Origin of the sequence: Pedobacter sp. UBA4863 (assembly GCF_002399615.1) — a bacterium.
Classification (GTDB): Bacteria; Bacteroidota; Bacteroidia; order Sphingobacteriales; family Sphingobacteriaceae; genus Pedobacter.
The window spans coordinates 7,111-30,862 of sequence record NZ_DHDZ01000054.1 but is presented as its reverse complement, the minus strand read 5'-3'; the positions used below and the strand labels follow the sequence as shown (position 1 = coordinate 30,862).

The window sequence follows — 23,752 nt, the reverse complement described above, 5'->3', positions numbered from 1 at the left end:
TTCGAGCCCAGCTTCGGGAGCAATAGCCTTACAATAGTGAGGCTTTTTTTTTGAAGTATTGATGACCAAAATAATTTCCTTAAAGGAATATTCCCTAATAGCTCAGCTGGTTAGTGCATCCCGATTGCAATCGGGAGGGACGCTGGTTCGAGCCCAGCTTCGGGAGCAATAGCCTTACAATAGTGAGGCTTTTTTTTTTGAAGGATTGATGGCCAAAATATTTCCCCTATTGCTGTTGCGTTATTTCTTCTTTTTTAAGATACCCGTATTGAGGTAGCTTAATTTTGCATTCATAAGTTTGCTGTGCGCAATTGTTTCGTTAAAGCAAATACCTTGAGTTTATAGGGAAGATAGCCTTTTAATTAGCTCCATACAAGCTCGGCCGTTATGGTAGGGGCACTTCCAAAAACCAGCTTTATTTTCGTTTGGCATGGGCAATAACTGTTCGTTTACGCCCCAAAACCACTCGCCATTTTTGCTGTCTTTAATATGTTTTTTTACAAATTCCCAAATCTTTAGGGTTGCTTTTAAGTAATTTTCATTGCCTGATAGTTGCCAAGCATTAAAAAAACCTACCATGGCCTCGGCCTGCGGCCACCAATGAAATTCGTTAACCCAATGTTGGTTTTCTTGGTCAAGTTCGTAAGCCAAGCCGCCATTTTGATGCAAGCCTTTTAGTGCGGCCTCAGCCATTTTTAAAGCCAATAGCTTAAAATCCTGAATTTCTTCCTTGTCGTTAACGATTGCTGCGGCTTCTAGTAAAAGCCAAGCAGCTTCTATGTCATGTCCAAAAGAAATTAGATTAGATTTAACTTTCCAATCCATATCAAAAAAAAGCTGTAAGTGCCCTGTTTGCGGATGGATGATGTGGTTTTTGAAATTAGTTAACAATCGTTTAATTGCTGCTTTTAATCCGTTGTCGGGCCAAGCCAGGAATAGGTTTGCATAGGCTTCAATCACATGTAGATGTGTGTTCATCGACTTTTGGTCGTTTTGGTCTTTTTCACTTAGCCTTACGTCTTCCAGTGGCGACCAATCTTTTTTATGTGCTTCAATATAGCCACTATTAGCGCTATCGTAGCTGTATTTTTCTAGTAATTGATAGGTTTCTTTAGCTAAGGCTAAGGCTTTTTCTTCTTTAGCGGCTTTGTAGTACTCTGCTAGGGCATAAATGCCAAAAGCTTGTCCGTAAACTTGCTTTTTGGTATCTAGGGGCTTACCATCTGCCGTAAGCGACCAATAAAAGCCCCCTGCTTGCTTATCGTTAAAGAAGTTGGTTAAATATTGATAAGCTCGCTTGGCAATATTTAAGTCGGTTGTTTTTTTGTTTAATAAGTATGCCGATGAAAAAGTATAGAGAATTCTTGCATTTAATACCAATCCCTTTGGCGAGGAAACGGCATGGTTATCATTGGCAACTTTGCCATGAAAGCCTCCAAATTCTTCATCTATAGCGTTAGTGTTCCACCAATGCAGTAAGTGGCTAAGCTCTGTTTGTAATTCGGTTTGAAGAGTGTTTAACTGTTGCATTAATGATTTGCGGATTGTCCGGTCAAATTTACGTTAATCTCTCCTTTAGTTTCTATAGCTTTATTTTTGTTAATGATATCGATGATGGTTTGCACCGTTGTTGCAGATCTTAACCCATCTTCCGGATTGTTGGTTATATAATCAACCAATTGTTCGATAGTGCTTGTGGCTACATGAATGCGGGTGTCTGATGAGGCATAATAAATATAAACTGTTCCATCTTCGTCGGTAATCCAGCCATTGCTGAACACCACATTAGAAACGTCGCCAATTCTTTCTTCGCCTTCTGGGGCAATAAAATATCCGGCAGGCTTGTGGGTTACTTTAGTTAAATCGTGCAGGTCGGTCATGAACATGTACAATACATAACGTAAACCAGCGGCGGTATTTCTAACGCCATGTGCTAAATGTAGCCATCCCTTTTTGGTTTTAATAGGAGCGGGGCCTTGCCCGTTTTTGGCCTCGTAAATGGTATGGTAAACTTTTTTGTCAATTACAATTTCTTCATCGATAATTGCATTCTCGATAGACTTAGATAAACCAAAACCAATACCGCCGCCTTTGCCTGCTTCGATAAAACTGTCTTGTGGGCGGGTGTAGAAAGCATATTTTCCATCTACAAATTCTGGATGTAAAACTACGTTGCGTTGCTGTGGCGAGTTGGTTTTAAGGTCGGCCAAGCGTTCCCAATTTTTTAAATCTTTAGTACGTGCAATGCCGCATTGTGCTATTGCTGCAGATTGATTGCCTTCATTGGCTTGTGGATCTCTCCGTTCGGTACAAAATAGGCCATAAATCCAGCCGTCTTGGTGTGCTACCAACCTAATATCGTAAACGTTAGTGTCGGGATTTTCCGTTTCGGGCATTATAACAGGGTAGTCCCAAAACTCGAAATTATCTATCCCGTTAGGGCTTTCGGCAATGGCAAAAAACGACTTTCTATCGGTGCCTTCTACTCTTGCCATTAAAATGTACTTGCCATTCCATTTTATTGCCCCGGGATTTAGTACGGCGTTAATGCCAAAACGTTCTATTAAAAATGGATTAGTCGCTGGGTTAAAGTCGTATTTCCAGTTTAAGGGGATGTGTTGTGCGGTAAGCACAGGATTTTTGTAACGTTGATAAATGCCGTTATTAACGTGTATTGGCGTATTTGTTTGTCGCAGTAATTGCGTTTGCTCTTTGCTTATTTGCGAGATGCGTTCTTCAAAATTCGTGTTCATAAGTCTTAATCTTCTAATCTATTCCACCAGGTTCTTTTTAAAATGGTAACGATAACTACTAAAATGGCTATGGTTACCAACAAGGGTATGTACATGCCAGTAATTAAATACATAGGGAATATGGTTAAGCATAGTTGGGCAACAATACCAATGGCTACGTTAAACATATCGAGCTTGAAATTTTTGTTTGCTTTAAAAGATGGTTGTTCTGCAGTTACCAGGTTGTGTACGGGTTTCCAAAAGCCCCAAGGTTTTACGGTGCTGTAAAATGATTTTAGTACGGCTAGGTCTGTTGGTGGTGCAGTGTAGGTGCCAATTAAACAGCCGGCTAAGGATAATATAAATAGGGCTGGCCACCAAAATAGGGGCAGTCCGGTGGTAACGTAGGGCATGAGCAACGCAGCGCCTACACCTATGGCCATGCCCCAGAAAAAACCGTTGGCATTAAAGCGCCACCAGTACCATTTTAAACAGTTGGCTGCCACATAGCCGCCGTACAGGCCGCCTACAATCCATTGTAGGATATTGTTAACGTCTTTGGTTAAAAACCCAAACCCGATACCTGCGGCAACCACCACAATGCCTACGATGTAATTCATAGAAATGATTTTTTTAGTGGGTGCCGTAGGGTTAATGTATTTCAAATAAATATCGTTTACAATGTAAGCCTGTGCGGCATTTAACGTGCCGCTAAATGTTCCCATAAAAGCGCCTAACAATCCGGTAAGTACCAAGCCAAGTACGCCGATAGGCAAAAAGGTGTTAATGGTGGCAGGTAATATCCTTTCAAAATCGGTAATGCCATCTGGCCCTTTTAGGTACAATTGGTTGTAGTAAAGCAGGGCAAGCACAGTTAGCCCGGTAACCATGGAGTAGCGGATGGGCAACAGCACAATACTTACAAAGCCGGTCATTTTACTGGCCTCTTTAGGGCTGCGGGTACTTAAGATCTTCTGCATGTCGTAATTTGGGGCAGGGCCGGCCAACGAGGCGAAAACACCTTTTAATAACATCATCATGAAGAAGATGCCAAATAAGCTGAAACCGTCTTCCTCAATTTTTTTATTGGCATCGGCAGCAATGGCGCTCCAGTCTAAATCTAAGTTCCAGCCAAAAAATGGATTGTTCCATCCCTTAGGTACGTTAAGTGTTTGGTTTTGTAAATGTTGTACAGCAATTACACCAATGGCAATACAGGCCAAAGTCATGATGGAATATTTGATGGCATCGCCCAAAACGATACTGTGCATGCCGCCAATAATGGAATAGAACATGGCAAAAAGTGTAAACACGATGCCGTAAAAATGCGCTACATATTTGCTGGGTACATCAAAAGGAACGTAAGCTTTGATGTGTTCCCATGGAACAAAAACCTCGATAAATTTGCCCAGACCGATAAAGCCGTAGGCCAAGAAACCTAAACAGCTGATTAAAGCAAAGGCAATGATGATGGCGTGTGAGCTTTTTACACCTTTGCCTACCAGACCAAATCGGGTTTTTAGCCATTCGGCACCAGTAGTTGCATTAGATCTTCTTAACCATTTAGACAAGAACATCATCATGAAAACTTGATTAAATACGGGCCATAACCACGGTATCCAGATACTTTTAAAGCCGTAAACGAAGCAGAGCGAAACCATCCACATAGTGCCGCTAATGTCGAACATATCGCTGGCATCGCTTAAGCCCAGCATGTACCAAGGCAGTTTTTTGCTGCCCATTAAATAGCTTTCCTTGTCTTGTTTGGCTTTGTTTTTCATGTAAAAACCAATCATTACCATGGTAATGAGGTAAAGAACAAGAATTGAAATGTCTATGAGGTGTAGGTTCATCTATGGTATGGGTATTTTTTTTAGTGAGCGGTTTGTTTGGTTTGGTATATTTTCTTTTTGCTTAATGTTTTTTCGAAAAGTACTTGTTTGTTGCGGTAAAACTTTTTGAAATCGTTAGCAGATACTTGGCCTTTATAGGGTGCATAGTAGTGCATGTTTTTGGTGCTTTTGTCGTAACCTGCATTGCGCCATAACAGCACATACGAAAGAGGGAAATCTTTGATGGCTGGCCACAATGTTTGGGTAAACCATACCGCATCGGGAATGGATTCAAACCCGGTTTCGGCAAAGGCACTGAGCTTGTTTCGCTCTGTGGCTAATTTGGTGGTAATTGCTAACTGTCTCTTAACGGTGTTGATGAAAATCTGTTTGCCGTCATTGCCGTATTGGTATTGATCGAAACTTAGGACATCTACCATGTCATCGCCGGGGTAGCTTTCTAAAAAACCAGCTTCGGTGTTAAAATCGTTGCTGTTGTAAACCCAAATTAGGTTGTTGAGTTTTTTAGTGTTTTGTAGGTAATTGTAGGTAAAGTGCCAAATGGCCTTAAATTCTTCGGGAGAGGTGGTATTTCTTCCCCACCAAAACCAATTTCCCTTAAGCTCGTGAAAAGGCCTAAATAAAATAGGGATGGCTTCTCCGTTGTTTCCCTTTAAGCTATGCAAAAAGGTAGCTGCTCTATCTAGCCAGGTTTTAAAAAGTTCGTGTTTTTCGCCATTAGGGAGAATAGCTTTTACCGTGTTGCGAGTGGTGTCCCAGGATGAACCACCGCTAAGCGGATTGTCTGCATGCCAACTGATGGTAATTACTGCCCCTTTTTGATAGGCGGTTTTAATGTATTCTCGCATCTTGTTAAAAGGTACGCCATCAATGTTTTTATCGTGTTGATGTTCGATTTTGCTAATGTCCCATCCATAAATTGCTGGATAATCGTTCACCACGTCCTTAATATCGCTTCTATTGGGTTCGTATTTCCAGCCTACGCCATAAGCTAAATCATCTTGATGGCCAAAAAGCACATAGTTTTTACTTAATAAGTGGAGGTTCTTGTAAAGTGCTTTGGTAACTGATGTAGCCTTTTTGTTGCTTAATTTTTGTGCAAACGTAGGGCTAAGGCAGGCGCAGAGTAAAAATAATAAAAGGGTATTTTTCATGTAAGTATCGGCTTTTATGGTTTTGGTAAAACGCTGGTAATAGGTTTGCCTATAGGATGGCCATTTTCAAATTTTATCCCTAAAAACGCGGCAATAGTTTGTGCAATTTGGTTTTGGTATAATTGTCCTTTTTGTTTGATTTCGCCTAATGCTTGTGTGTCTGGTCCCATTACTGCTAAGAAAATCTCGTTAGAATGCGGTACGCTATAGTAATGATGTTGCCAGTTGTCGCCGTAACCTCTGCCATGGTCTGCGGTAATGATAAAGGTGATTTGGTCTTTATAGCATGGGTCGTTTTGCATGAAGTTCCACAAGTCGGCAATCATTTTGTCATTGTAATTGGCAGCATCTAAATAGTAGTCGTATTTTCCACTATGTGCCAAAGCATCGGTTTCTATAAAGCTAATTTGTAATACCCTCGGTTGGTTCAATTTAACGTGTTCTTTGGCTAAGGTGTAGGTAATGGCATCGTGTCGTTGCCCTTGCCCATAATCTTTGGGTAGCCACCATTGCAAATCGTTCAACATTTTCTGTACATCACTTAAGTTTTTGCCTTTTACATTGTTGTAGCCTGCATTTATGGGAAAGCCAGCTCGTTCTTGGTTAAGAATTTTGCTGAAAGTATCCCAAGAAGTATAAGTGGCAACTTTGTCTTTATAAACAGGTATTTTGTTTAAAAACTCTAAAATATTGATGTTGTGATTTGCGGGATGGGCATTGGAATTCACTAAAGTATCTGGGTATCCGGTGAAAATTTCGTTATAGCCTGGGTAGGAGAACCAATATTTGTTGCTTACATCTACTTTGTTGCCATAATTCCGATTGCCATAAATCTGTCCGTTTTTAGCAATGGTATTCCAAAAGAAGGGCATTAGTTTTGCCCTTCTCTCTTCTTCGGTTTTGCCCCAGTATTTTCTAACACGCCAAGTAGAATCTTGCGAAGTAAACTTCTTGCCAAATAAGTTGCTTGAGTCTGCACCATTGAAAAGTTCTTTCCAGCGGTACCCATCAAATGTAATGATCACTACATTCTTGGTTTTTTGTGCGGCACTAAATTTAAACAACAGCAAACAACAAATAAATAGGGCAGTTCTTAGTTGCATGTATTTCTTTTTAATAAAAACCTACGTCATCAATAAAAATCTGCGATCCGAAATTGCTAAACTCTTGAAATGTAATGTATTCGATAGTGGTTGGATTGCCGATATTGATGAACGGTACTTGATAATCTGTCCATTTGCCCTCGTTTAAGAAGAGTTCGTAACTTCCAGCGGTAGGTGAAAGTGATATTTTTACTTTTTTGCCTTGCGTGCCTGGACCGCCAAACATAGATATTTTTACCATGCTGTAGCCTGCTGTAGCAAACTTGGAGGCTAATCTAAACCTAACGGCCGAATAACCCTTGTGCGTGACGTTGATGGCATTGGTGCCCCTGCGGGTATTTGCGGTGCTTAGCAAATCAAGCGAAATGGTAGAATACGAGGTGTTTGTCCAACCATTTTTAAACCCGTCATCGTAAATTACATGTCTTAAACCGAAAGTTTTGGTAGCGGTAACAGTGCCTACGGGTGTGGTAATTGCTATGGTACCTACCGTTCCTCCTGTGGGTACTTTAATTTTTACCTCTGTTTGTGTGCTAGAAACTATGGTTGCGGCAACACCGTTAATGGTTACGTTGCTAATGCCTTTAAAGTAGTTTCCATCAATCGTAATTTCATCGCCTACTACACCAGCGGCAGGGTTAAAATCTGCGATTTGTGGACCAGGTTGTTTAATCTGGAAATTCAGTGTGGCTGTGCCGTACTTGGTGGTTACTTTAATCGGATTATTGATTGGGTCAGTAAGGTTTGCGGGAATTTTAACCGTGATAGTGTTATCATCGGCATAAGTTAATGAGTCTGCAGCTAGAGTACCATTGAAATCTACCTGTGAAGTAGTGCTTAGGTTATTTCCTTTAATGATGATCCACTCGCCGTAGCCAATAGATTGGAGGTCTGTAGCCCTGTCTGTAAGTGTTGTAACCGCAGTAAGCGTTGGCGGGCTGGTGTTTTCGGTTTTATCCTTTTTACAAGCGCCGATAATTAAGGTAGCTAACAGTAGTAAGCCAGCTCCAATGTAATTCTTTATCATTCTCATCGCTATGAAAATTAAAATAGTTGATAATTACCAACCAAAGTTATTGCCTTTGATGGCTTTGTTTGAGTTTATTTCGTTTAATGGAATAGGTAATAATAAATTTTTCTGTTGGCGAACTTTTGAGATGTTGTTCTGTCCTGTTCCAATTTTATTCATTACTTGTAAATAAACGCCCCAGCGCATCAGGTCGAAACGTCTAATGCCTTCCAAATTAAATTCTCTAGCTCTTTCTGCCAGTACATAGCTGCGGAATTGTTCAGGTGTCATGTTTGCGGGAGCGTAGGCTTCGGGTACTGGCACTGGTGTTTGTGAAGCGGGAGGAGGTGCAGGAATATAGGTAGGGAAGGAGCGAAGTCTTACCGTATTAAGTGCATCGTAAGCTACGGAGTTAGCCCCATTAATTTCATTCTCGGCCTCGGCTATCATCAAATAAACTTCTGAATAACGCAGTAGCGGATAAAAGGCATCGCTGTTGGCTACCGTAGGGTCGGCAACGCCACTGTACTTAATGGTGTAGGCCCTTTCTGCAGTTGCGCTACCGCTATTATTATAGGTAACGCCGCCTACATTTTGGTATTTAGAAGCTTGCCACGATGGATAGAATATATAGACGCCTTGCAGAGTTTGGTAGTTGTGGGTAATACCGTCTAATACACGTTCATCTTGTACATCATAATCGTTATAATGATTGTTGGTAGTCCATACAGCACCAACGCCAAAAGTAGAGCGAGCCGAAAAGTAAACGCCTAAATTATTCATGAACGCACTTCCGGCTAACGACTGTAATTGCCACATGTGCTCTTTGTTGTTTCTTCCGGCAATGCTCCACAAGTCTTTCCAGTTTGGAGTAAGGGCATAAGGGTTATTGCTGGCATTAACTATTTCATTAGCTTTATCTCTCGCTAAAGTATAGTAAGCTTTTGCATCTAAGCCTTCTAAGCCTTTTACTACATCTTTGGTATAAGTATAGTAGCCATTATCGGTGCCTCCGCGAACAGTTACGTTACCTGTAGAAGCTCCCGATGCCATAGTTAAATAGGTTTTGGCTAAAAATGCTTTAGCTACACCTTGAGTTACTCTGCCTGCTTCGCCAGCTTTGGGGTGGCCCGCAGGCAGGAGGTTGGCTTCTGCTTCTTTAAAATCTGCGATGGCCACCTCGTAAGTTTCTTTTACTGTTGCTCTTGGTGTATTAGTTTCAGGATCACTGGCTTTTAGTTTAAGAGGTACGCCGCCATACAACTGAACCAGTTGAAAATAGGCCCATCCACGTAGAAAATAAGCTTCTCCTAAGATACGTTTCTTGATGTCTGGATCAATGTCTGTAATGTTAGGTACATTTTCTAATACAGTATTTGCTCTGGCAATCATGGCGTAGCAGCCTACCCATGGTCCATCAACGCCCCAATAGGCCTGCGGATTACCTGCACCTGTAGTGCCTAAATACCAATCGGCTCCTGCAACATGGTCGTCGTCTAAAACGGTCATGTTCCAAAAGGGTTGTAGGTAAAGCTCCCACGAATAAAGTTCATTGTAAACGCCGTTGATGGCAGCTCTCGCATCATTCTGGTTTTTATAAGAGTTTTCTGGCGAATAAAATGAGTATGGAGTTTCTTCTAAAGCCTTTTTGCACGAGCTAGCGCCTAGCAGTGCCAGCCCTAGTACTGATGCCATAAAATAGGTTGAAATCGCTTTCATATAATTATTTTATTAAGGTTAAAAATTGCAACGTAAAGAGAAGTTGTAGGTTCTGGTGTTTGGATAACCTCCCAAGTCAACCCCAAACAATGCAGGGTTATCTCCATAACTGTTCATCTCTGGGTCGAAGCCTGAATAATTGGTGAAGGTAAGCAGGTTGTTTACGCCAACCGCTAATCTCATTCTAGAAATTACGGCCGATTTTATTGGGAGCTCGTAACCAAAGGTGATGTTTTTGATTCTTACGAAACTGCCGTCTTCTACAAACCTTCTGCTAAACAATAGGTTTCTAAAGAACTGTCGCATAATTTTTGGGCCGGTAGCATTGCTGTTGTCTTTGTCCTGTGCCCAAGCGCCATCGGCCATTTCTTGCGTAATGTTTTTATTGGTGCCCAAGTTGGCATTAAACCTGGTGTTCATGTTGATGATGTCGTTACCTTGTACACCATTTACAAATACACTTAAATCAAACCTTTTGTATTTGAAGTTATTGGTAAAGCCAAAAGTGTAGTCTGGGTTTACATCGCCAATAAAAGTTCTATCGCTTGGCGACATGGCGGTTGGGTCGCCATCTAAGTTTTTGTATTTGATTTCGCCAATTGCACGCAAAATAATGGCATTGCCTTGGTTGGTGTATTGCAAATCGTTTCTTACTTCGGCCTCGTTATCGTAGTAGCCGTCTTCAATGTAGCCATAAATTGCACCAATTGGCTTGCCTACGGTTTGAATAAATGGGGCATCGCCGGTGGAGATGTTACGGGCGTACTGCTCGGTTACATCAGGGCTTAGGCTTAAAATTTTATTTCTGGTAAATGCAATGTTAAAGTTCGAATTCCATTCGAAATCTTTAGTTTTTATCACCTTTCCGTTTAAGCTCATTTCTAAACCTTTGTTTTCGATAGAGCCAGAGTTTACCAATTTAGTTTTAAAGCCTGTTGACGAGGGGATGGTTAGGTTTTGTAGCAGGTCATCGGTTGTTTTTTTATAAACCTCTACCGTTAGGTTTAGCCTGTTTTTGAAAAAGCCCATGTCTAAGCCTAAGTTGTAGGCACTGGTGGTTTCCCATTTTAACTTGTCGTTTGCCGGGCCAGCGTATAAATCGTTGGCTAAGCCTGTTTGTATGGCACCGCCAAATACATAGTTATATACACTTAGTTTGGCTAAAGAAGCGTATGAGCCAATGCCTTGGTTACCGGTTTTGCCATAGCTAAAACGTAATTTTAAATCGCTAATTGCTTTTACGTTCTTCATAAAATCTTCGTTAGAAATCTTCCAAGCTGCAGCTGCCGAAGGGAAACCAGCCCATTTGTTGTCTTTTCCAAATTTACTAGAACCATCTTGACGATAGGATAAGGTTAAAAGGTAGCGGTCGTCGAAACTGTAGTTCGCACGTCCTAGGAAAGAAATTAAGGTAGATTGGTAACGGTTGGTTACTACTGGCATAATTACTTCGCCAGCGGATAGGTTTTCATTTTGCAGATTGTCGTTAGGGAAGGTTTTGGCTTCTGCTCTTTTGCTTTGTCCGTTGGTGCGTTCAAAAGTTCCGGCACCCATTACCGTTAAACTGTGCTTTTCAATTTTCTTATTGTAGGTAACAATACTTTCAGAAGTGATGTTGTTCCAAATGTTATCGGCTTTTAGACCCCAACCTCTCATAGAAAAACCTTCGTAAACGCTTGTGGGATAATATTGGTCTCTGGCGCTGTTGGAGTAATTGAAACCTACATTCTGTCTAAATTTGAAATCTTTCAAAAATGTAGCTTCTAGGTAGTTGGATGAAAAGATGTTCAAGCCTCTTACTTTATTTAAAACATCATTTACGTAAATATACGGATTGGTGATGAAGGCATCGCCCACGCCATCGTAGGCAATTGGGTCTGAAATGGTAGAAGGGAAGGTTAGTGCAGAGCGAATAACGCCAGCACTTGCCGCATCAGATTTATCGGTGCCTGTTTTTACTCCGTTGGTTAGCGTGCTTGCCAATGATGTGCTGGTGCCAATTTTAAAAGTCTTGCTAATGTTTCGTCCTAAATTTAAGCCCAAGCCAAATCTGTTGTAGCCCGAATTTTGGATAGTTCCTTCTTGATCTAAATAATTAAAGGTGATGCTGTGTGTGCCGGCATCGGTTCCGCCGTTAATATTTACAGCATAGTTTTGATAAATGCCGTTACGAAAAATTCTGTCTTGCCAATTGTTGGTGTTGCCGATATAGTCTTGCGGGCCTTTATCGTAATAGGTTTGTCCCGGATTTGCAGGGTCTGGAACATTTTCGCCTCTGTATGGTAAGGTGTAATTGGTGCCGGTATAGATGTTAGAATTGGTATAGGCCAAGTTTTGATAGGTTGCGTATTCTGTTGCATTTAAAACATCCAGCCTTTTAGAAACCTGTGCCGAGCCAACAATAAAATTAGCCTCAATTCTGTCTTTGCCAGTTTTTCCTTTTCTTGTGGTAATTAATACCACGCCGTTTGCACCACGAGAGCCGTATATGGCAGTAGCAGAAGCGTCTTTTAAGATGTCGATGCTTTCAATATCGTCAGGGTTGATGAAAGACATGGCGTTTAGCGTTTGTTTCTCATCATCGCCGATTGACATTGGTGTAGAGCCAGAACTAGAGTTGTTAAACGGAACACCGTCTATTACATAAAGAGGTTCTGTGCCGCCCAAGAAAGAGTTTGAGCCTCTAATTCTAATGCTTAGGCCTGCGCCTGGGGCGCCATCGTTTTGCGTTACATTTACTCCAGCAATTTTACCTTGCATGGCCTGTAAAATGTTGGTAGGGGCGTCTTTAATAAATTCTTCTCGTTCCAGTCTAGCTACCGAACCCGTAAGATCGCTCTTTTTTATGGTTCCGTAACCCACAATGATCACATTGGATAAAGTAGTGCTACTGTTCTTAAGCCTGATGTTGAAATTGTTGTTGTTGCCAATAGCAAGTTGTTGTTCTTCCATTCCTAAAAACGAGAATACAATGGTTTGTGCATTGGCTGGAGCGGTAATGCTGAAATTTCCGTTTCCATCTGTAATGGTGGAGGCTTTAGTGTTTTTAATGCTTACAGAAGCCCCGGCAAGGGGAGAGCCGATTTCATCGACTATTTTTCCCGTTAACTTCTTGTCTTGTGCAAAACACGCTATAGTTGCGAACAGACATACAAGTACTGCCAATAAATTAGTGGTTAGTTTATTAAGCATAAGTATTTTATTTGGTTGATACTCAAAAGTAGTTGCAAAAACAGTTTTTAAAATAATACTATTTTATCTATTTATAGTATTTTTAAGTCATAAATGTTTGTTTTTTATTAAAATAGCAATGTGTGTTTTGTGTAACTGCCTTTTTTGTTGATAAATGGCGCTAATCTGCGCTATATTTGTTGCTGATATTATTTTATCCTTATAGTTGATATTATATACATTTATACAATGCAGTCGAGTGTTATAAAAGAAATTACCCCCCTCACCAATAGTGATTGTTTTACCATTTTTGAACGGAGAAAACAGGAGTTTGATTTCCCTTTGCACTATCATGAAGAGATGGAGCTTAACTTTATTTCTAATGCTAGTGGCGCACGTAGGGTAGTGGGCGATCATATCGAAGAAATTGACGATATAGAATTGGTGTTGATAGGTTCTAATCTGCCGCATGTTTGGGAAACCCATAAATTAAACGGAAAGGAGATCCATGAAGTTACCATACAGTTTCATAAAGATTTGTTTGACGAGAAATTTTTACGGCGCAACCAGCTGCGGATTATTAGGGATATGTTCGAAAAGGCCAAATGCGGTATCTTGTTCTCTGAAGAAACTGCAAGAAATATTGGCCCTCGTTTAGTAAAATTGAACAAGCAACATGGTTTCGATTCGGTGTTGGAACTGATGTCTATTTTACACGATCTTTCTAGCTCACGTAGCATGCGAACACTTTCGGATTCTACCTTTAGCCAAGCAGAGTTTTCTTATAGCAGTAGAAGGGTAGAGAAAGTGATGGAGTACATCAACCTTAATTTTGATAAGCAGATCTCTTTGGCAGAGGTGGCACGTATTGCTAATATGACCGAGGTTTCTTTTAGTCGGTTTTTTAAGAATAGAACCGGGGTGAGCTTTATAGATAGTTTAATAGAAATACGTTTAGGGCATGCCTCGAGAAAGTTAATTGATACCACCGAAGCAGTTTCTGAAGTAGCTTACAACTGTGGTTTCAATAACATCTCTAATTTTAACCGAATTTTTAAAAAGAAAAAAGGATGCACACCAAAAGAGTTCCGAGATAATTTATCGGGGCACCGTATTTTTGTTTAGAAGCTGTTTAAAAATGATATAACGCGTAGTGTATTATCAATAAGATAATAAATAATTGATATACAAATGTTTGTATATGAAGTTTAAATCCTCCCCCTGCCCCCTCCAAGAGGGGGATATGCAAATCGTGTAGTTATACGCCATGTGTCCCCCTTTGGAGGGGGCAAGGGGGAGGAGAACTAACTAAATCAATAATGCAAACGGGTGATATAATATTTTACAGATTGGGTTTGGTGATGACACCAAACTATAGCTATGGGCTGTAGGCGGGTGTCCCCACCCGCCTATGTATTTATTCTTATTGAAATTTAAACAGGCTCTAAGTGCTATTTTAAAAAATGAAAATCGCATTGTGTGGTAACAAAAAAAAATAACGCTGATTTTTATATATTTGTGTACTTATGAGATGCCTGCTCATTATATGGATTGCCTATATGCTGGCGCTAACATCATTATACTGTAGTGATGTAGCCAATAGCTGTAACGATGGGCTATCTAAAATTGAGGTGCTACAAACTCATGACCATAACCAAGACAACGACGATACTTGTAGTCCTTTCTGTTATTGTAGTTGTTGCAGTGTAATTACCACTACTTTTGATTTTATCTCTTTCCAGATTAAAAAACCTAAAGTTGCTTTTTTTAACAAAAAGCTCCTATTAGGTGATTTTGATGTTGTTTCTAATTACTACGGCAATATCTGGAACCCGCCCAAAATACTCGTTTAATTTTCTTTAAATTTTAAAAAGGTTGTTGAAAGGCTATAAGAGGCCTTGCTTTACAGGTAATGGAGTCTGTTGGAGTCTGTATTATTTTAAGGCTCTTTCCTCTTTCAATATCCAGATTAACTTAGTGATGTGCAGCTTGTTTTTATAGTTGTACAGTACAATTTTATAGCAAAAATAAACAGATAAAAGTGTTAGATAACATCATAAAATTCAGCATCAAGAATAAATTGGTGGTTGGTATCATGACCCTGTTCCTCATTATTTGGGGGGTGTGGAGTGCCACTAAACTGCCTATTGATGCAGTACCTGATATTACGAATAATCAGGTGCAAATTATTACGGTTTGCCCTACCTTGGCAGGCCAGGAAGTAGAACAGTTAGTTACTTTTCCTATTGAGCAGCGTATAGCCAATATTCCAGATTTAGAAGAGATTAGAAGTGTTTCTCGTTTCGGATTATCGGTAATTACAGTGGTGTTTAAAGAAAAGGTAGATGTCTATTTTGCCCGGCAGCTCATCAACGAAAAGTTGAAGGAAGCCGAAGAAAATATTCCAAAAGGAATAGGTAGGCCAGAATTGGCACCTGTAAGTACTGGTTTGGGCGAAGTGTACCAATACATTATCCACCCTAAAAAAGGAAGCGAGAAAAAATACAATGCCAAAGACCTGCGTACCATGCAAGATTGGATTGTGGCCCGTCAACTTTATGGTACACCAGGTATTGCAGAGGTAAACAGTTTTGGTGGCGAATTAAAGCAATATGAGGTGGCGGTAAACCCCAATCGCTTAAAGGCAATGGGCGTAAGTATTACCGATATTTTTACTGCCCTCGAAAAAAACAACCAAAACACGGGGGGCGCTTACATTGACAAAAAGCCCAATGCCTATTTCATTCGTGGAATTGGTTTGGTAACCTCTTTAGAGGATGTGAAGAACATTAGTGTAAAAAGCGGTACAGGCAGTATTCCTATTTTTGTAAAAGACGTAGCCGAGGTAAGGTTTGGCAGTGCGGTAAGGTATGGAGCCATTACCTACAATGGCGATGTGGAGGCCGTTGGTGGTGTGGTTATGATGCTGAAAGGCGAAAACAGCAAAGAGGTGGTACAGCGCATCAAAGATAAATTGCCAACCATACAAAAATCGCTGCCCCAAGATGTAGTTATCGAATCTTTCTTAGATCGTACCGATTTGGTGGATCGGGTGATGAGTACAGTAGAAAAGAACCTAATTGAAGGAGCTTTAATCGTTATTTTTGTGCTGGTGCTGTTCTTGGGTAATTTAAGGGCAGGTTTAATTGTGGCTTCGGCCATTCCTTTGGCCATGCTATTTGCATTGGGCTTAATGAATGTATTTGGGGTAAGTGCCAATTTAATGAGCCTAGGTGCTATAGATTTTGGGCTAATTGTGGATGGTGCGGTAATTATAGTGGAGGCCACCTTGCACCATTTGGGCTTGCGAAAGTCGACAAACAGGCTTACCCAGCAAGAAATGGATGCGGAAGTATTGGCATCTGCTTCTAAAATTCGTAACAGTGCGGCTTTTGGCGAAATCATTATCCTTATTGTGTATATTCCTATTCTTACCCTGGTGGGTGTAGAGGGTAAAATGTTCCGTCCAATGGCGCAAACAGTAGGGTTTGCCATCTTCGGTGCGTTAATTTTATCGCTTACCTACATTCCAATGATGTGCGCATTGTTTCTCTCCAAGAAACCTTTGCATAAAATCACCATTTCAGATAAGATGATGAATTGGTTGCAAAAGAAATATCAACCATTGCTAGAAAAAGCCATTAAAATAAAATATTGGTTAGTGAGTGCTACCGTTGCGGTATTTGCTTTTTGTTTGGTGCTTTTTGGCAGAATGGGGGGCGAGTTTATACCGCAATTGCAGGAAGGCGATTTTGCTTTCCACTGCATTTTGCCACAAGGTAGTTCGCTAAGCCAGAGTATAGCTACCTCTATGCAGGCCTCAAAAATTGTTAAAGGGTTTGATGAAGTGAAAACAGTGGTGGGCAAAACTGGCTCGGCCGAAGTGCCAACAGACCCTATGCCGCCCGAAGCATCGGATTTGATCATTGTTTTAAAACCGCAAAGCGAATGGAAAAGTGGCAGAAGCTACACCGAATTGGCAGATGCCATTAACGAGAAGCTAGAAACCCTGCCGGGCATTTTCTTTGAAGTAAACCAACCTATACAAATGCGGTTTAACGAATTAATGACAGGCATTAGGCAAGATGTGGCAGTTAAAATTTTTGGAGAAAATCTAGATACCTTGGCCGCCTATGCCGATGAAGTAAGTAAGGTAATACAAAAGGTAGCAGGCACTACCGCCCCGCAGGTAGAGCGTATAAGCGGTTTGCCACAAATAAACGTAACCTACGACCGCACACGCTTGGCCAATTATGGGGTAAATGTAGAAGATGTAAACAACGTGTTAAGTACTGCATTTGCAGGTAAAAGTGCAGGGGTAGTTTTCGAAAACGAAAGGCGGTTTGATTTGGTGGTTCGTTTAGATAGTGCATATAGAACTAGCATAGAAGATGTAAGTAACCTAATGATTCCAACGGCAAGGGGCAATCAAATACCCATGTCGCAGGTAGCCACCATCGATTATAAATTAGGCCCAGCGCAAATAAGTAGAGAGGCCGGAAAACGCAGAATTGTAATTGGTTTTAATGTTGCGGGACGCGATGTGCAAAGTGTGGTAAAAGATATTCAGCAACAGCTAGATAGTCATGTAGCACTGCCATCGGGATATTACTTTACCTATGGTGGCCAGTTCGAGAACTTACAGGAAGCCAGCGGCCGACTAATGATTGCTGTGCCCATTTCATTGCTGTTGATTTTTGTATTGCTATATTTTACCTTCCACTCTGTGAAACAAGCGGGTTTAATATTTACAGCTATTCCCATGAGTGCCATTGGTGGTATATTTGCCTTGCTGCTGCGTGATATGCCTTTTAGTATTAGTGCAGGCATTGGCTTTATAGCCTTGTTTGGCGTGGCAGTATTAAATGGAATTGTATTAATTGGCACATTTAATCAGCTAGAAAAAGAGGGCAATAACGATGTTGTAAAACGAGTAATTGAAGGCACTAAAATACGGTTGCGCCCGGTGTTAATGACAGCAACTGTTGCCAGTTTGGGTTTTTTGCCAATGGCTTTAAGCACTAGCGCAGGGGCAGAGGTACAGAAGCCTTTGGCTACCGTAGTTATTGGTGGTTTGGTTACGGCAACCTTTCTTACGTTGTTTGTGCTGCCTTTGCTGTACATTATCTTCAATTCGAAACATAAACTTAAAAACGCGTTAAAAATGAAACCTATTGCAACAATAGGGCTAATTGTAATGTGTTTATGGAGTTTAACGGCCAATGCACAAACCAAAAAAACGCTAACCGTAGAGGAGGCCATAGCAACAGCCATAGCCAATAATATGCAGCTAAAAGCGCAAGCGTTAGAGGTAAAGGCAAGCCAGGCTTTAAAAAGAACAGCGGGCGAATTGCCTAAGTTAGCTTTTAATGCACAGTTAGGCCAATACAGCAGTTTAGCCTTCGATCAAGCTTATCAAGTATCGCAAACTATCCCTTTCCCCACCTTGTTCGGTGCTAAAAAAGCGCTCAATAATGCCGAAGTAAAAGGAAAGGAATTGCAAAAAAGCCTCACGCTGTTACAATTGAAAACTGAGGTGCGCAACTACTATTATCAAATTCAATATTTGCAGTACAACCAAAAACAATTGCGGCAGCTAGATAGTCTTTATATCGATTTTATTAAGATTGCACAGTTGCGATATAAGACTGGAGATACCAAAAAAGTAGATATTAGTACAGCTGCCACCAAGCAGGGAGAAATTGGTTTATTGCTAAAACAAAACGAAGTATATTTGGCCAATGCCCTTGCTAACTTAAAAACGGTAATGAATGTGCAAGAAGAGGTGCAGGTAGCGGTAAGCGAAACATTTCGGCCACTGCAAATTGATCATCTGCTAGATAGTGCCGCTATAGCGAATCATCCCTCTATTCAATTTTTGTACCAAGAAGCGCTTATTGCAGCGCAAAGTAAAAAAGTAGAGCGTTCGCAAGCCTTGCCCGATTTTACCTTTGGTTATGTAAACCAGTCTTTAATTGGTTTTCACGATGTAAACGGTGCCGAAAAGTATTTTAGCAGTGGCAACAGATTTAGCTCTGTTAATGTTGGTGTGGCTATTCCCTTAACTTTTGGGGCAGCCAAAGCACGTATGCAATCCTTAGATTATAAAAAACAGGCGGCCGAAGCTAATGCAAGGCAACAACAGCAAGCCTTAAACACGCAAATGCAAAATGCGGCATTACAGTATAAACAAGATTTGCAGCAATACAATTACTTCTTAAAAGAAGCCTTGCCCAATGCCAAAGAAATTATTTCGGCTGCGCAAATAGGCTACAAAACTGGCGATATCAGCTATGTAGAATATTTATTTGCGCTGCAAACAGCCACCGATATACAATTAAATTACCTGAAAAGTATTCAAGAGGTAAACTTGTCGGTAGTTTATATTTATTCCTTAATTAATCAATAACTCAATGAAAAACAATATAAATACCCTGCCAATAGTAACAGGCACAATAATGCTTGCTGTTTTGGTGGCTTGCAATAGGCCTAAAGAAAGCGAAGAGAGGCATGCGGCGCAAAACGCGGTTGCGTTAGAAAATACTCACGAAGAAGAGACACCTGCCATTGCTACACTCTCGGCAGTGCAACTAAAAACTGCTGGCGTACAATTGGGCAATGTAGAACAAAAAGAGCTTACCGCTACCATTAGGGCAAACGGCATGCTAAGTGTTCCCAATAACAATAAGGCCAATGCAACTTCCTTATACGGCGGGGTAATAAAAACACTTCATGTGCAAATTGGCGCCTACGTAAAAAAAGGGCAGGTAATTGCTACCATTGCCAACCCACAGTTTATTCAGTTGCAAGAGGAATACCTCACCACTGCCAGTAAAATTGTATTTGCACAAGAGGAACTGCAACGTCAGCAATTATTAAATCAAGGCAATGCCGGAATAGGTAAAAACTTGCAAAATGCTACCGCAGAGCTGAACACATTGCACACCCGTAGGGCATCCTTGCAAAAACAAATTCAATTAATGGGCATCAATCCAAGTTCTTTGTCTAACGCAAATTTAAAGACTACGCTGGTCATCACTAGTCCGCTGAGTGGTACCATAAGTAATGTATTTGCCAAGATAGGCAGTTATGTAGATGTGGCTTCGCCGGTGATAGAAGTGGTAGATAATAGTTCGCTACATTTGGATTTACAGGTTTTTGAAAAAGATTTGCCACAGGTGAAAATTGGACAAACCATACACTTTACCTTAACCAATAATCCTACTGCCGAGTATGATGCCACTGTCTTTAGCATAGGCTCGTCTTTTGAGAACGATAGTAAAACCATTGCCGTGCATGCCAAAGTAAACGGCAACAAAGTAGGTTTAATTGACGGAATGAACATTACCGGAGTAGTGAGCCTAAACAATGTAACTACGCCCGCGGTACCTAACGATGCCATAGTAAGTGCCGATGGTAAGTACTACGTGTTGGCGTTGACCAATAAAAAAGCTGAAGAAAAGCATGGCGATAAAGACGAGAGGGCAGAAGCGCACCAGGCGGAAAAAGGGAGTATGAGTTTTGAAAGAATAGAAGTGCTGAAAGGCGTTTCGGACATGGGCTATACGGCAGTAACATTTGTGGACGAAATCTCAGCAAATACCAAAATTGTGGTAAAAGGTGCTTTTTTTGTAAATGCCAAGCTCAGCAATACCGAAGGGCACGAACATTAATACAGTTTGGTCAGTTACTTTTAGCGATATAAGATTAAAGGGGGATGGTTGCCACAACTATTCCCTTTTTTTATTGGCACAACTCATTGGAAAGCTGAAAAATTAACCAATATTTAAAAAACGTTTAAGAATAGTAAATGTACAGCAGACGCAGTCACTTGCCCAAATACTTATATTTTGTAGAAACTTAGGGCGTTTTTTAGGAAAAGAATATTTTTTGTAGTTTAAAACTATAGATTACAATTAAAATACCATCAAACCACAAACAAGATTTATATTCGATAGTTATTGATATAGCCGTTGCTAAGCATTAAGCCGTCAAATTAATTACAATTTAATTATGGACATCAAAACATCGGCACAAGAGGGTGCCTTAACAAAAAAACTGTTGCCAATAATATTGGCGACGGCCATTTTTATGCAGATGCTAGATTCTACTATTTTAAATACTTCGTTGCCCGCTATTGCTAAAGAACTGAACGAATCGCCATTGAACATGCAGAATGCAATTATAGGTTATGTGCTCACCTTGGCACTTTTTATGCCTGTTAGTGGTTTCCTGTCAGATAAGTTTGGTACTAAAAACGTCTTCATTTTTGCATTGATCTTGTTTAGCGTAGGTTCTTTGTTTTGCTCTTTATCACATAACTTAAACCAATTGGTAATGGCAAGGGTAATACAAGGGGTAGGTGGCAGTTTAATGACCCCGGTAGGTAAATTAGCACTTATCAAGACTTTTCCCAAGAACGAACTCTTAAAAGCGATGAACTATGCCATTATTCCGGCATTAATTGGCCCAGTATTGGGGCCTTTGGTAGGTGGCTATATGGTAGATTATTTATCATGGCATTGGATTTTTCTCATTAATATTCCAATGGGTATAGTGGGCATTATCCTTAGTTTAAAATACATGCCCAATTATAGATCTAATATTATCGATTTCGATTTAAAGGGCTTCCTTATCTTTGCTGCGGCTTCTTTATTGCTTTCGGTGGCGTTAGAAATGTTTGGCAATACCGCACATACCACGCCAGTGCTGTTGGTATTGCTGTTGGGGTTTTTAATGTTGTATTTTTATTATCGGCATGCCACTAAAGATAGTAACCCTATCTTTCCGTTAAACCTGTTTAAGGTGCGGACTTTTAGGGTGGGCATAGCCGGTAATTTGGCCACCCGTTTGGGCATCAGTTCGGTGCCTTTATTGTTGCCTATGATGATCCAGATCGCTTTTGACAAATCGGCAGTAACCTCTGGCTGGTTAATAGCTCCAATGGCTGTAACGGCAATGTTTGGCAAATCTGCAGTTATAAAAATCTTAAATACTTTTGGGTATAAAAGAACTTTAATGGCCAATACCTTTATGATTGGCGTACTCATTTGTTGTATGGCCATACCCAGTATCCATAGTTCTATTTATTGGTATATGCCCATTATTGCTGTGCTAGGCTTTTTTAATTCTATCCAATTTACTGCCATGAACTCTATTTCTATTGCCGATTTAAGGCAATATCACACCAGTAGCGGCAATTCGCTGGTGTCGGTAAACCAGCAACTGGCCATAGGTTTCGGTATTGCTTTTGGTTTAATTGTGCTCAAGATTTTCCAGGGCGATGTAAAACTGATCCATAACGAAATACACAATGCCTTTCGCTATACTTTTTTGGTGATTGGTGGGTTAACCATTCTGTCGGGCTTTGTTTTCCGAAGGTTGCACTTTAAAGATGGCGAGAATATGCGGCCAGCGGGGTAATTATTTAGAGATGTTTTTCTGCCACTATTTTACAAATAAATGTAGTAATCGTTTTTATAAACAATGTTTACCCGTAGTGCATTATTGTCCAACATTTCTGCCCCTTAATTCCTTTCCGAAAATCAGAGTAAACTTTGTAAAGGAGGATACATGGGGCTTAATTATGCGATTTGTGTATCCCCCTCTTGGAGGGGGCAGGGGGAGGATTTGAATAATAAGAATAAGAAATTGATTATTAATTATTCGCCTTAGTTTTGATGATGCGCTACGGATAATGTTAATCCAATTTCAAATTGGTTATTAAATTTAAGATGCTTTGACAATTAGACTATCAACCGAGCATTACAAAAAATAACAAGAAATGACTGCTGAATCTATCAAAAAATCGTTTATCGATATTTTTCAGACCGAGCCAGTGTTGGTTAAATCGCCAGGCCGTATTAATATTATTGGAGAACATACCGACTATAATGGTGGTTTGGTAATGCCTGCCGCTATAGATAAAGGCGTGTATGTGGCCATTTCTAAAAGAAACGACCAAGAAATTCATCTCTATGCCGAAAGTTTCCAGTCAACATGTATTTCTTCGGTTGCTGCTATTAAAAAAACTGAACTATCGTGGGCTAATTACATATTAGGAGTAGCAAACGAATTTGTACAACGCGGACATCAATTGTCGGGGTTTAACCTTTATATCTACGGCAATGTACCATTGGGTGCAGGCCTGTCTTCATCTGCTGCGGTAGAATGTGCTACGGCACTTGCCCTTCAGTACATCAACGGGCTATCGGTGTCAAAAATGGAATTGGCATGGCTATCTCAAAAGGCCGAACATACTTTCGCTGGTGTTAACTGTGGTATTATGGATCAGTTCGCTGCTGTTTTTGGAAAAAAAGACCATGCCATGATGCTCGATTGTAGATCGATGGAATATGAATACATCCCGCTGAAATTAGAGGGCTACAAATTCGTTTTACTAAATACCAATGTAAAACATTCGTTGAGCGATTCGGCCTATAACGAAAGACGTGAGCAATGCAATAAAGGTGTGAGCTGGATTAAAAGTCACCACCCAGAGGTGCATTATTTGAGGGATGCAGATTTAGCTATGCTCGAAGAACACGTAAAACCTAAAGACGAAAATGTTTACCTAAAATGTAAGTACGTGGTTAATGAGATTGAGCGAGTGAAAAAGGCTGCACAGGCTCTCAAAAATGGTGACCTGAAAGAATTAGGAGCATTAATGTTCCAAACTCACGAAGGCTTGAGCAAAGATTACGAGGTGAGCTGCAAAGAACTCGATTTTTTGGTAAACCAAGTAAAGGGCCTAGCTTATGTTTTGGGTGCTAGAATGATGGGCGGTGGCTTTGGTGGTTGTACCATTAATGTAGTGAAGGAGCAAGAAATAGACGCTTTAGTTGATAAGTTAAGTTCGCTATATTTAAACGAATTTGGGTTGAAACTAGATGCTTATATCGTGGAAACAGGAATTGGAGCAGAGGTGATTTAATTATTCAGAAACTGTTTAAAAATGATATCAATATTTTATAGGTTGGGTTTGATGGTGACACCAAACTATAGCTATGGG

The 23,752-nt window shown here is 40.5% G+C and carries 14 protein-coding genes and 1 tRNA gene; 7 read left to right on the top strand and 8 right to left on the bottom strand.

Features of this window, described 5'->3' with window-relative positions:
* The first annotated feature begins 91 nt into the window (after window positions 1–91).
* Window positions 92–166, top strand: a tRNA-Ala gene (locus B3I52_RS14075).
* A 173-nt stretch (window positions 167–339) separates the two neighbouring features.
* Here the strand turns inward: B3I52_RS14075 and B3I52_RS14070 are convergent.
* Genes B3I52_RS14070 through B3I52_RS14035 form a run of 8 tightly spaced genes read right to left on the bottom strand, consistent with a single transcriptional unit; the run spans window position 340 to window position 12,762 of the window.
* Window positions 340–1,530 (bottom strand): AGE family epimerase/isomerase, encoded by a 1,191-nt coding sequence (locus B3I52_RS14070; protein ID WP_293302353.1) that lies wholly within the window; start codon window positions 1,528–1,530, stop codon window positions 340–342.
* A complete protein-coding gene (locus B3I52_RS14065; RefSeq protein ID WP_293302351.1) occupies window positions 1,530–2,753 on the bottom strand; it encodes a glycosidase in 1,224 nt (407 codons plus the stop codon). The genes B3I52_RS14070 and B3I52_RS14065 overlap by 1 nt, the downstream gene beginning before the upstream one ends.
* 5 nt (window positions 2,754–2,758) lie before the next feature.
* Entirely contained in the window at window positions 2,759–4,585 is a 1,827-nt protein-coding gene (locus tag B3I52_RS14060) for a sodium:solute symporter family protein (protein ID WP_293302349.1), read from the bottom strand.
* A gap of 20 nt (window positions 4,586–4,605) precedes the next feature.
* Window positions 4,606–5,739, bottom strand: coding sequence for a glycoside hydrolase family 26 protein (locus B3I52_RS14055; RefSeq protein WP_293302346.1), 1,134 nt, complete (start codon window positions 5,737–5,739; stop codon window positions 4,606–4,608).
* A 14-nt stretch (window positions 5,740–5,753) separates the two neighbouring features.
* Window positions 5,754–6,842, bottom strand: coding sequence for a phosphoglyceromutase (locus B3I52_RS14050; RefSeq protein ID WP_293302344.1), 1,089 nt, complete (start codon window positions 6,840–6,842; stop codon window positions 5,754–5,756).
* A gap of 10 nt (window positions 6,843–6,852) precedes the next feature.
* Complete coding sequence (locus B3I52_RS14045; protein WP_293302342.1) at window positions 6,853–7,869, bottom strand: IPT/TIG domain-containing protein; 1,017 nt, start codon at window positions 7,867–7,869, stop codon at window positions 6,853–6,855.
* A gap of 33 nt (window positions 7,870–7,902) precedes the next feature.
* The gene (locus tag B3I52_RS14040; RefSeq protein WP_293302340.1) at window positions 7,903–9,570 is read right to left on the bottom strand and encodes a RagB/SusD family nutrient uptake outer membrane protein; all 1,668 of its coding nucleotides are present in this window, start codon (window positions 9,568–9,570) and stop codon (window positions 7,903–7,905) included.
* 18 nt (window positions 9,571–9,588) lie between these two features.
* A complete protein-coding gene (locus B3I52_RS14035) occupies window positions 9,589–12,762 on the bottom strand; it encodes a SusC/RagA family TonB-linked outer membrane protein (RefSeq protein ID WP_293302338.1) in 3,174 nt (1,057 codons plus the stop codon).
* A gap of 228 nt (window positions 12,763–12,990) precedes the next feature.
* Between B3I52_RS14035 and B3I52_RS14030 the strand changes: the two genes are divergently transcribed.
* The 6 genes from B3I52_RS14030 (at window position 12,991) to B3I52_RS14005 (ending at window position 23,674) form a co-directional block, all read left to right on the top strand.
* A complete protein-coding gene (locus tag B3I52_RS14030; RefSeq protein ID WP_293302337.1) occupies window positions 12,991–13,866 on the top strand; it encodes an AraC family transcriptional regulator in 876 nt (291 codons plus the stop codon).
* A gap of 401 nt (window positions 13,867–14,267) precedes the next feature.
* Window positions 14,268–14,594, top strand: coding sequence for a DUF6660 family protein (locus B3I52_RS14025; protein WP_293302335.1), 327 nt, complete (start codon window positions 14,268–14,270; stop codon window positions 14,592–14,594).
* Between the two features lie 188 nt (window positions 14,595–14,782).
* Window positions 14,783–19,150, top strand: coding sequence for a CusA/CzcA family heavy metal efflux RND transporter (locus B3I52_RS14020; RefSeq protein WP_293302333.1), 4,368 nt, complete (start codon window positions 14,783–14,785; stop codon window positions 19,148–19,150).
* A gap of 4 nt (window positions 19,151–19,154) precedes the next feature.
* A complete protein-coding gene (locus B3I52_RS14015) occupies window positions 19,155–20,414 on the top strand; it encodes an efflux RND transporter periplasmic adaptor subunit (RefSeq protein ID WP_293302330.1) in 1,260 nt (419 codons plus the stop codon).
* 340 nt (window positions 20,415–20,754) lie between these two features.
* On the top strand, window positions 20,755–22,164 hold the full coding sequence (locus B3I52_RS14010; protein WP_293302327.1) for an MFS transporter: 1,410 nt from the start codon (window positions 20,755–20,757) through the stop codon (window positions 22,162–22,164).
* Window positions 22,165–22,525: 361 nt separating this feature from the next.
* Window positions 22,526–23,674 carry a galactokinase gene (locus B3I52_RS14005; protein ID WP_293302325.1) on the top strand — a complete coding sequence of 383 codons (1,149 nt, stop codon included), beginning with the start codon at window positions 22,526–22,528 and terminating at the stop codon, window positions 23,672–23,674.
* Window positions 23,675–23,752: the final 78 nt, after the last annotated feature.

What these genes read in the sequence shown, in the direction of transcription:
- B3I52_RS14055 (WP_293302346.1), bottom strand. Translation starts at nt 5,739, where the DNA reads ATGAAAAATACCCTTTTATTATTTTTACTCTGCGCCTGCCTTAGCCCT.
- B3I52_RS14015 (WP_293302330.1), top strand. Translation starts at nt 19,155, where the DNA reads ATGAAAAACAATATAAATACCCTGCCAATAGTAACAGGCACAATAATG.
- B3I52_RS14065 (WP_293302351.1), bottom strand. Translation starts at nt 2,753, where the DNA reads ATGAACACGAATTTTGAAGAACGCATCTCGCAAATAAGCAAAGAGCAA.
- B3I52_RS14010 (WP_293302327.1), top strand. Translation starts at nt 20,755, where the DNA reads ATGGACATCAAAACATCGGCACAAGAGGGTGCCTTAACAAAAAAACTG.
- B3I52_RS14030 (WP_293302337.1), top strand. Translation starts at nt 12,991, where the DNA reads ATGCAGTCGAGTGTTATAAAAGAAATTACCCCCCTCACCAATAGTGAT.
- B3I52_RS14050 (WP_293302344.1), bottom strand. Translation starts at nt 6,842, where the DNA reads ATGCAACTAAGAACTGCCCTATTTATTTGTTGTTTGCTGTTGTTTAAA.
- B3I52_RS14025 (WP_293302335.1), top strand. Translation starts at nt 14,268, where the DNA reads ATGAGATGCCTGCTCATTATATGGATTGCCTATATGCTGGCGCTAACA.
- B3I52_RS14040 (WP_293302340.1), bottom strand. Translation starts at nt 9,570, where the DNA reads ATGAAAGCGATTTCAACCTATTTTATGGCATCAGTACTAGGGCTGGCA.
- B3I52_RS14045 (WP_293302342.1), bottom strand. Translation starts at nt 7,869, where the DNA reads ATGATAAAGAATTACATTGGAGCTGGCTTACTACTGTTAGCTACCTTA.
- B3I52_RS14035 (WP_293302338.1), bottom strand. Translation starts at nt 12,762, where the DNA reads ATGCTTAATAAACTAACCACTAATTTATTGGCAGTACTTGTATGTCTG.
- B3I52_RS14005 (WP_293302325.1), top strand. Translation starts at nt 22,526, where the DNA reads ATGACTGCTGAATCTATCAAAAAATCGTTTATCGATATTTTTCAGACC.
- B3I52_RS14070 (WP_293302353.1), bottom strand. Translation starts at nt 1,530, where the DNA reads ATGCAACAGTTAAACACTCTTCAAACCGAATTACAAACAGAGCTTAGC.
- B3I52_RS14060 (WP_293302349.1), bottom strand. Translation starts at nt 4,585, where the DNA reads ATGAACCTACACCTCATAGACATTTCAATTCTTGTTCTTTACCTCATT.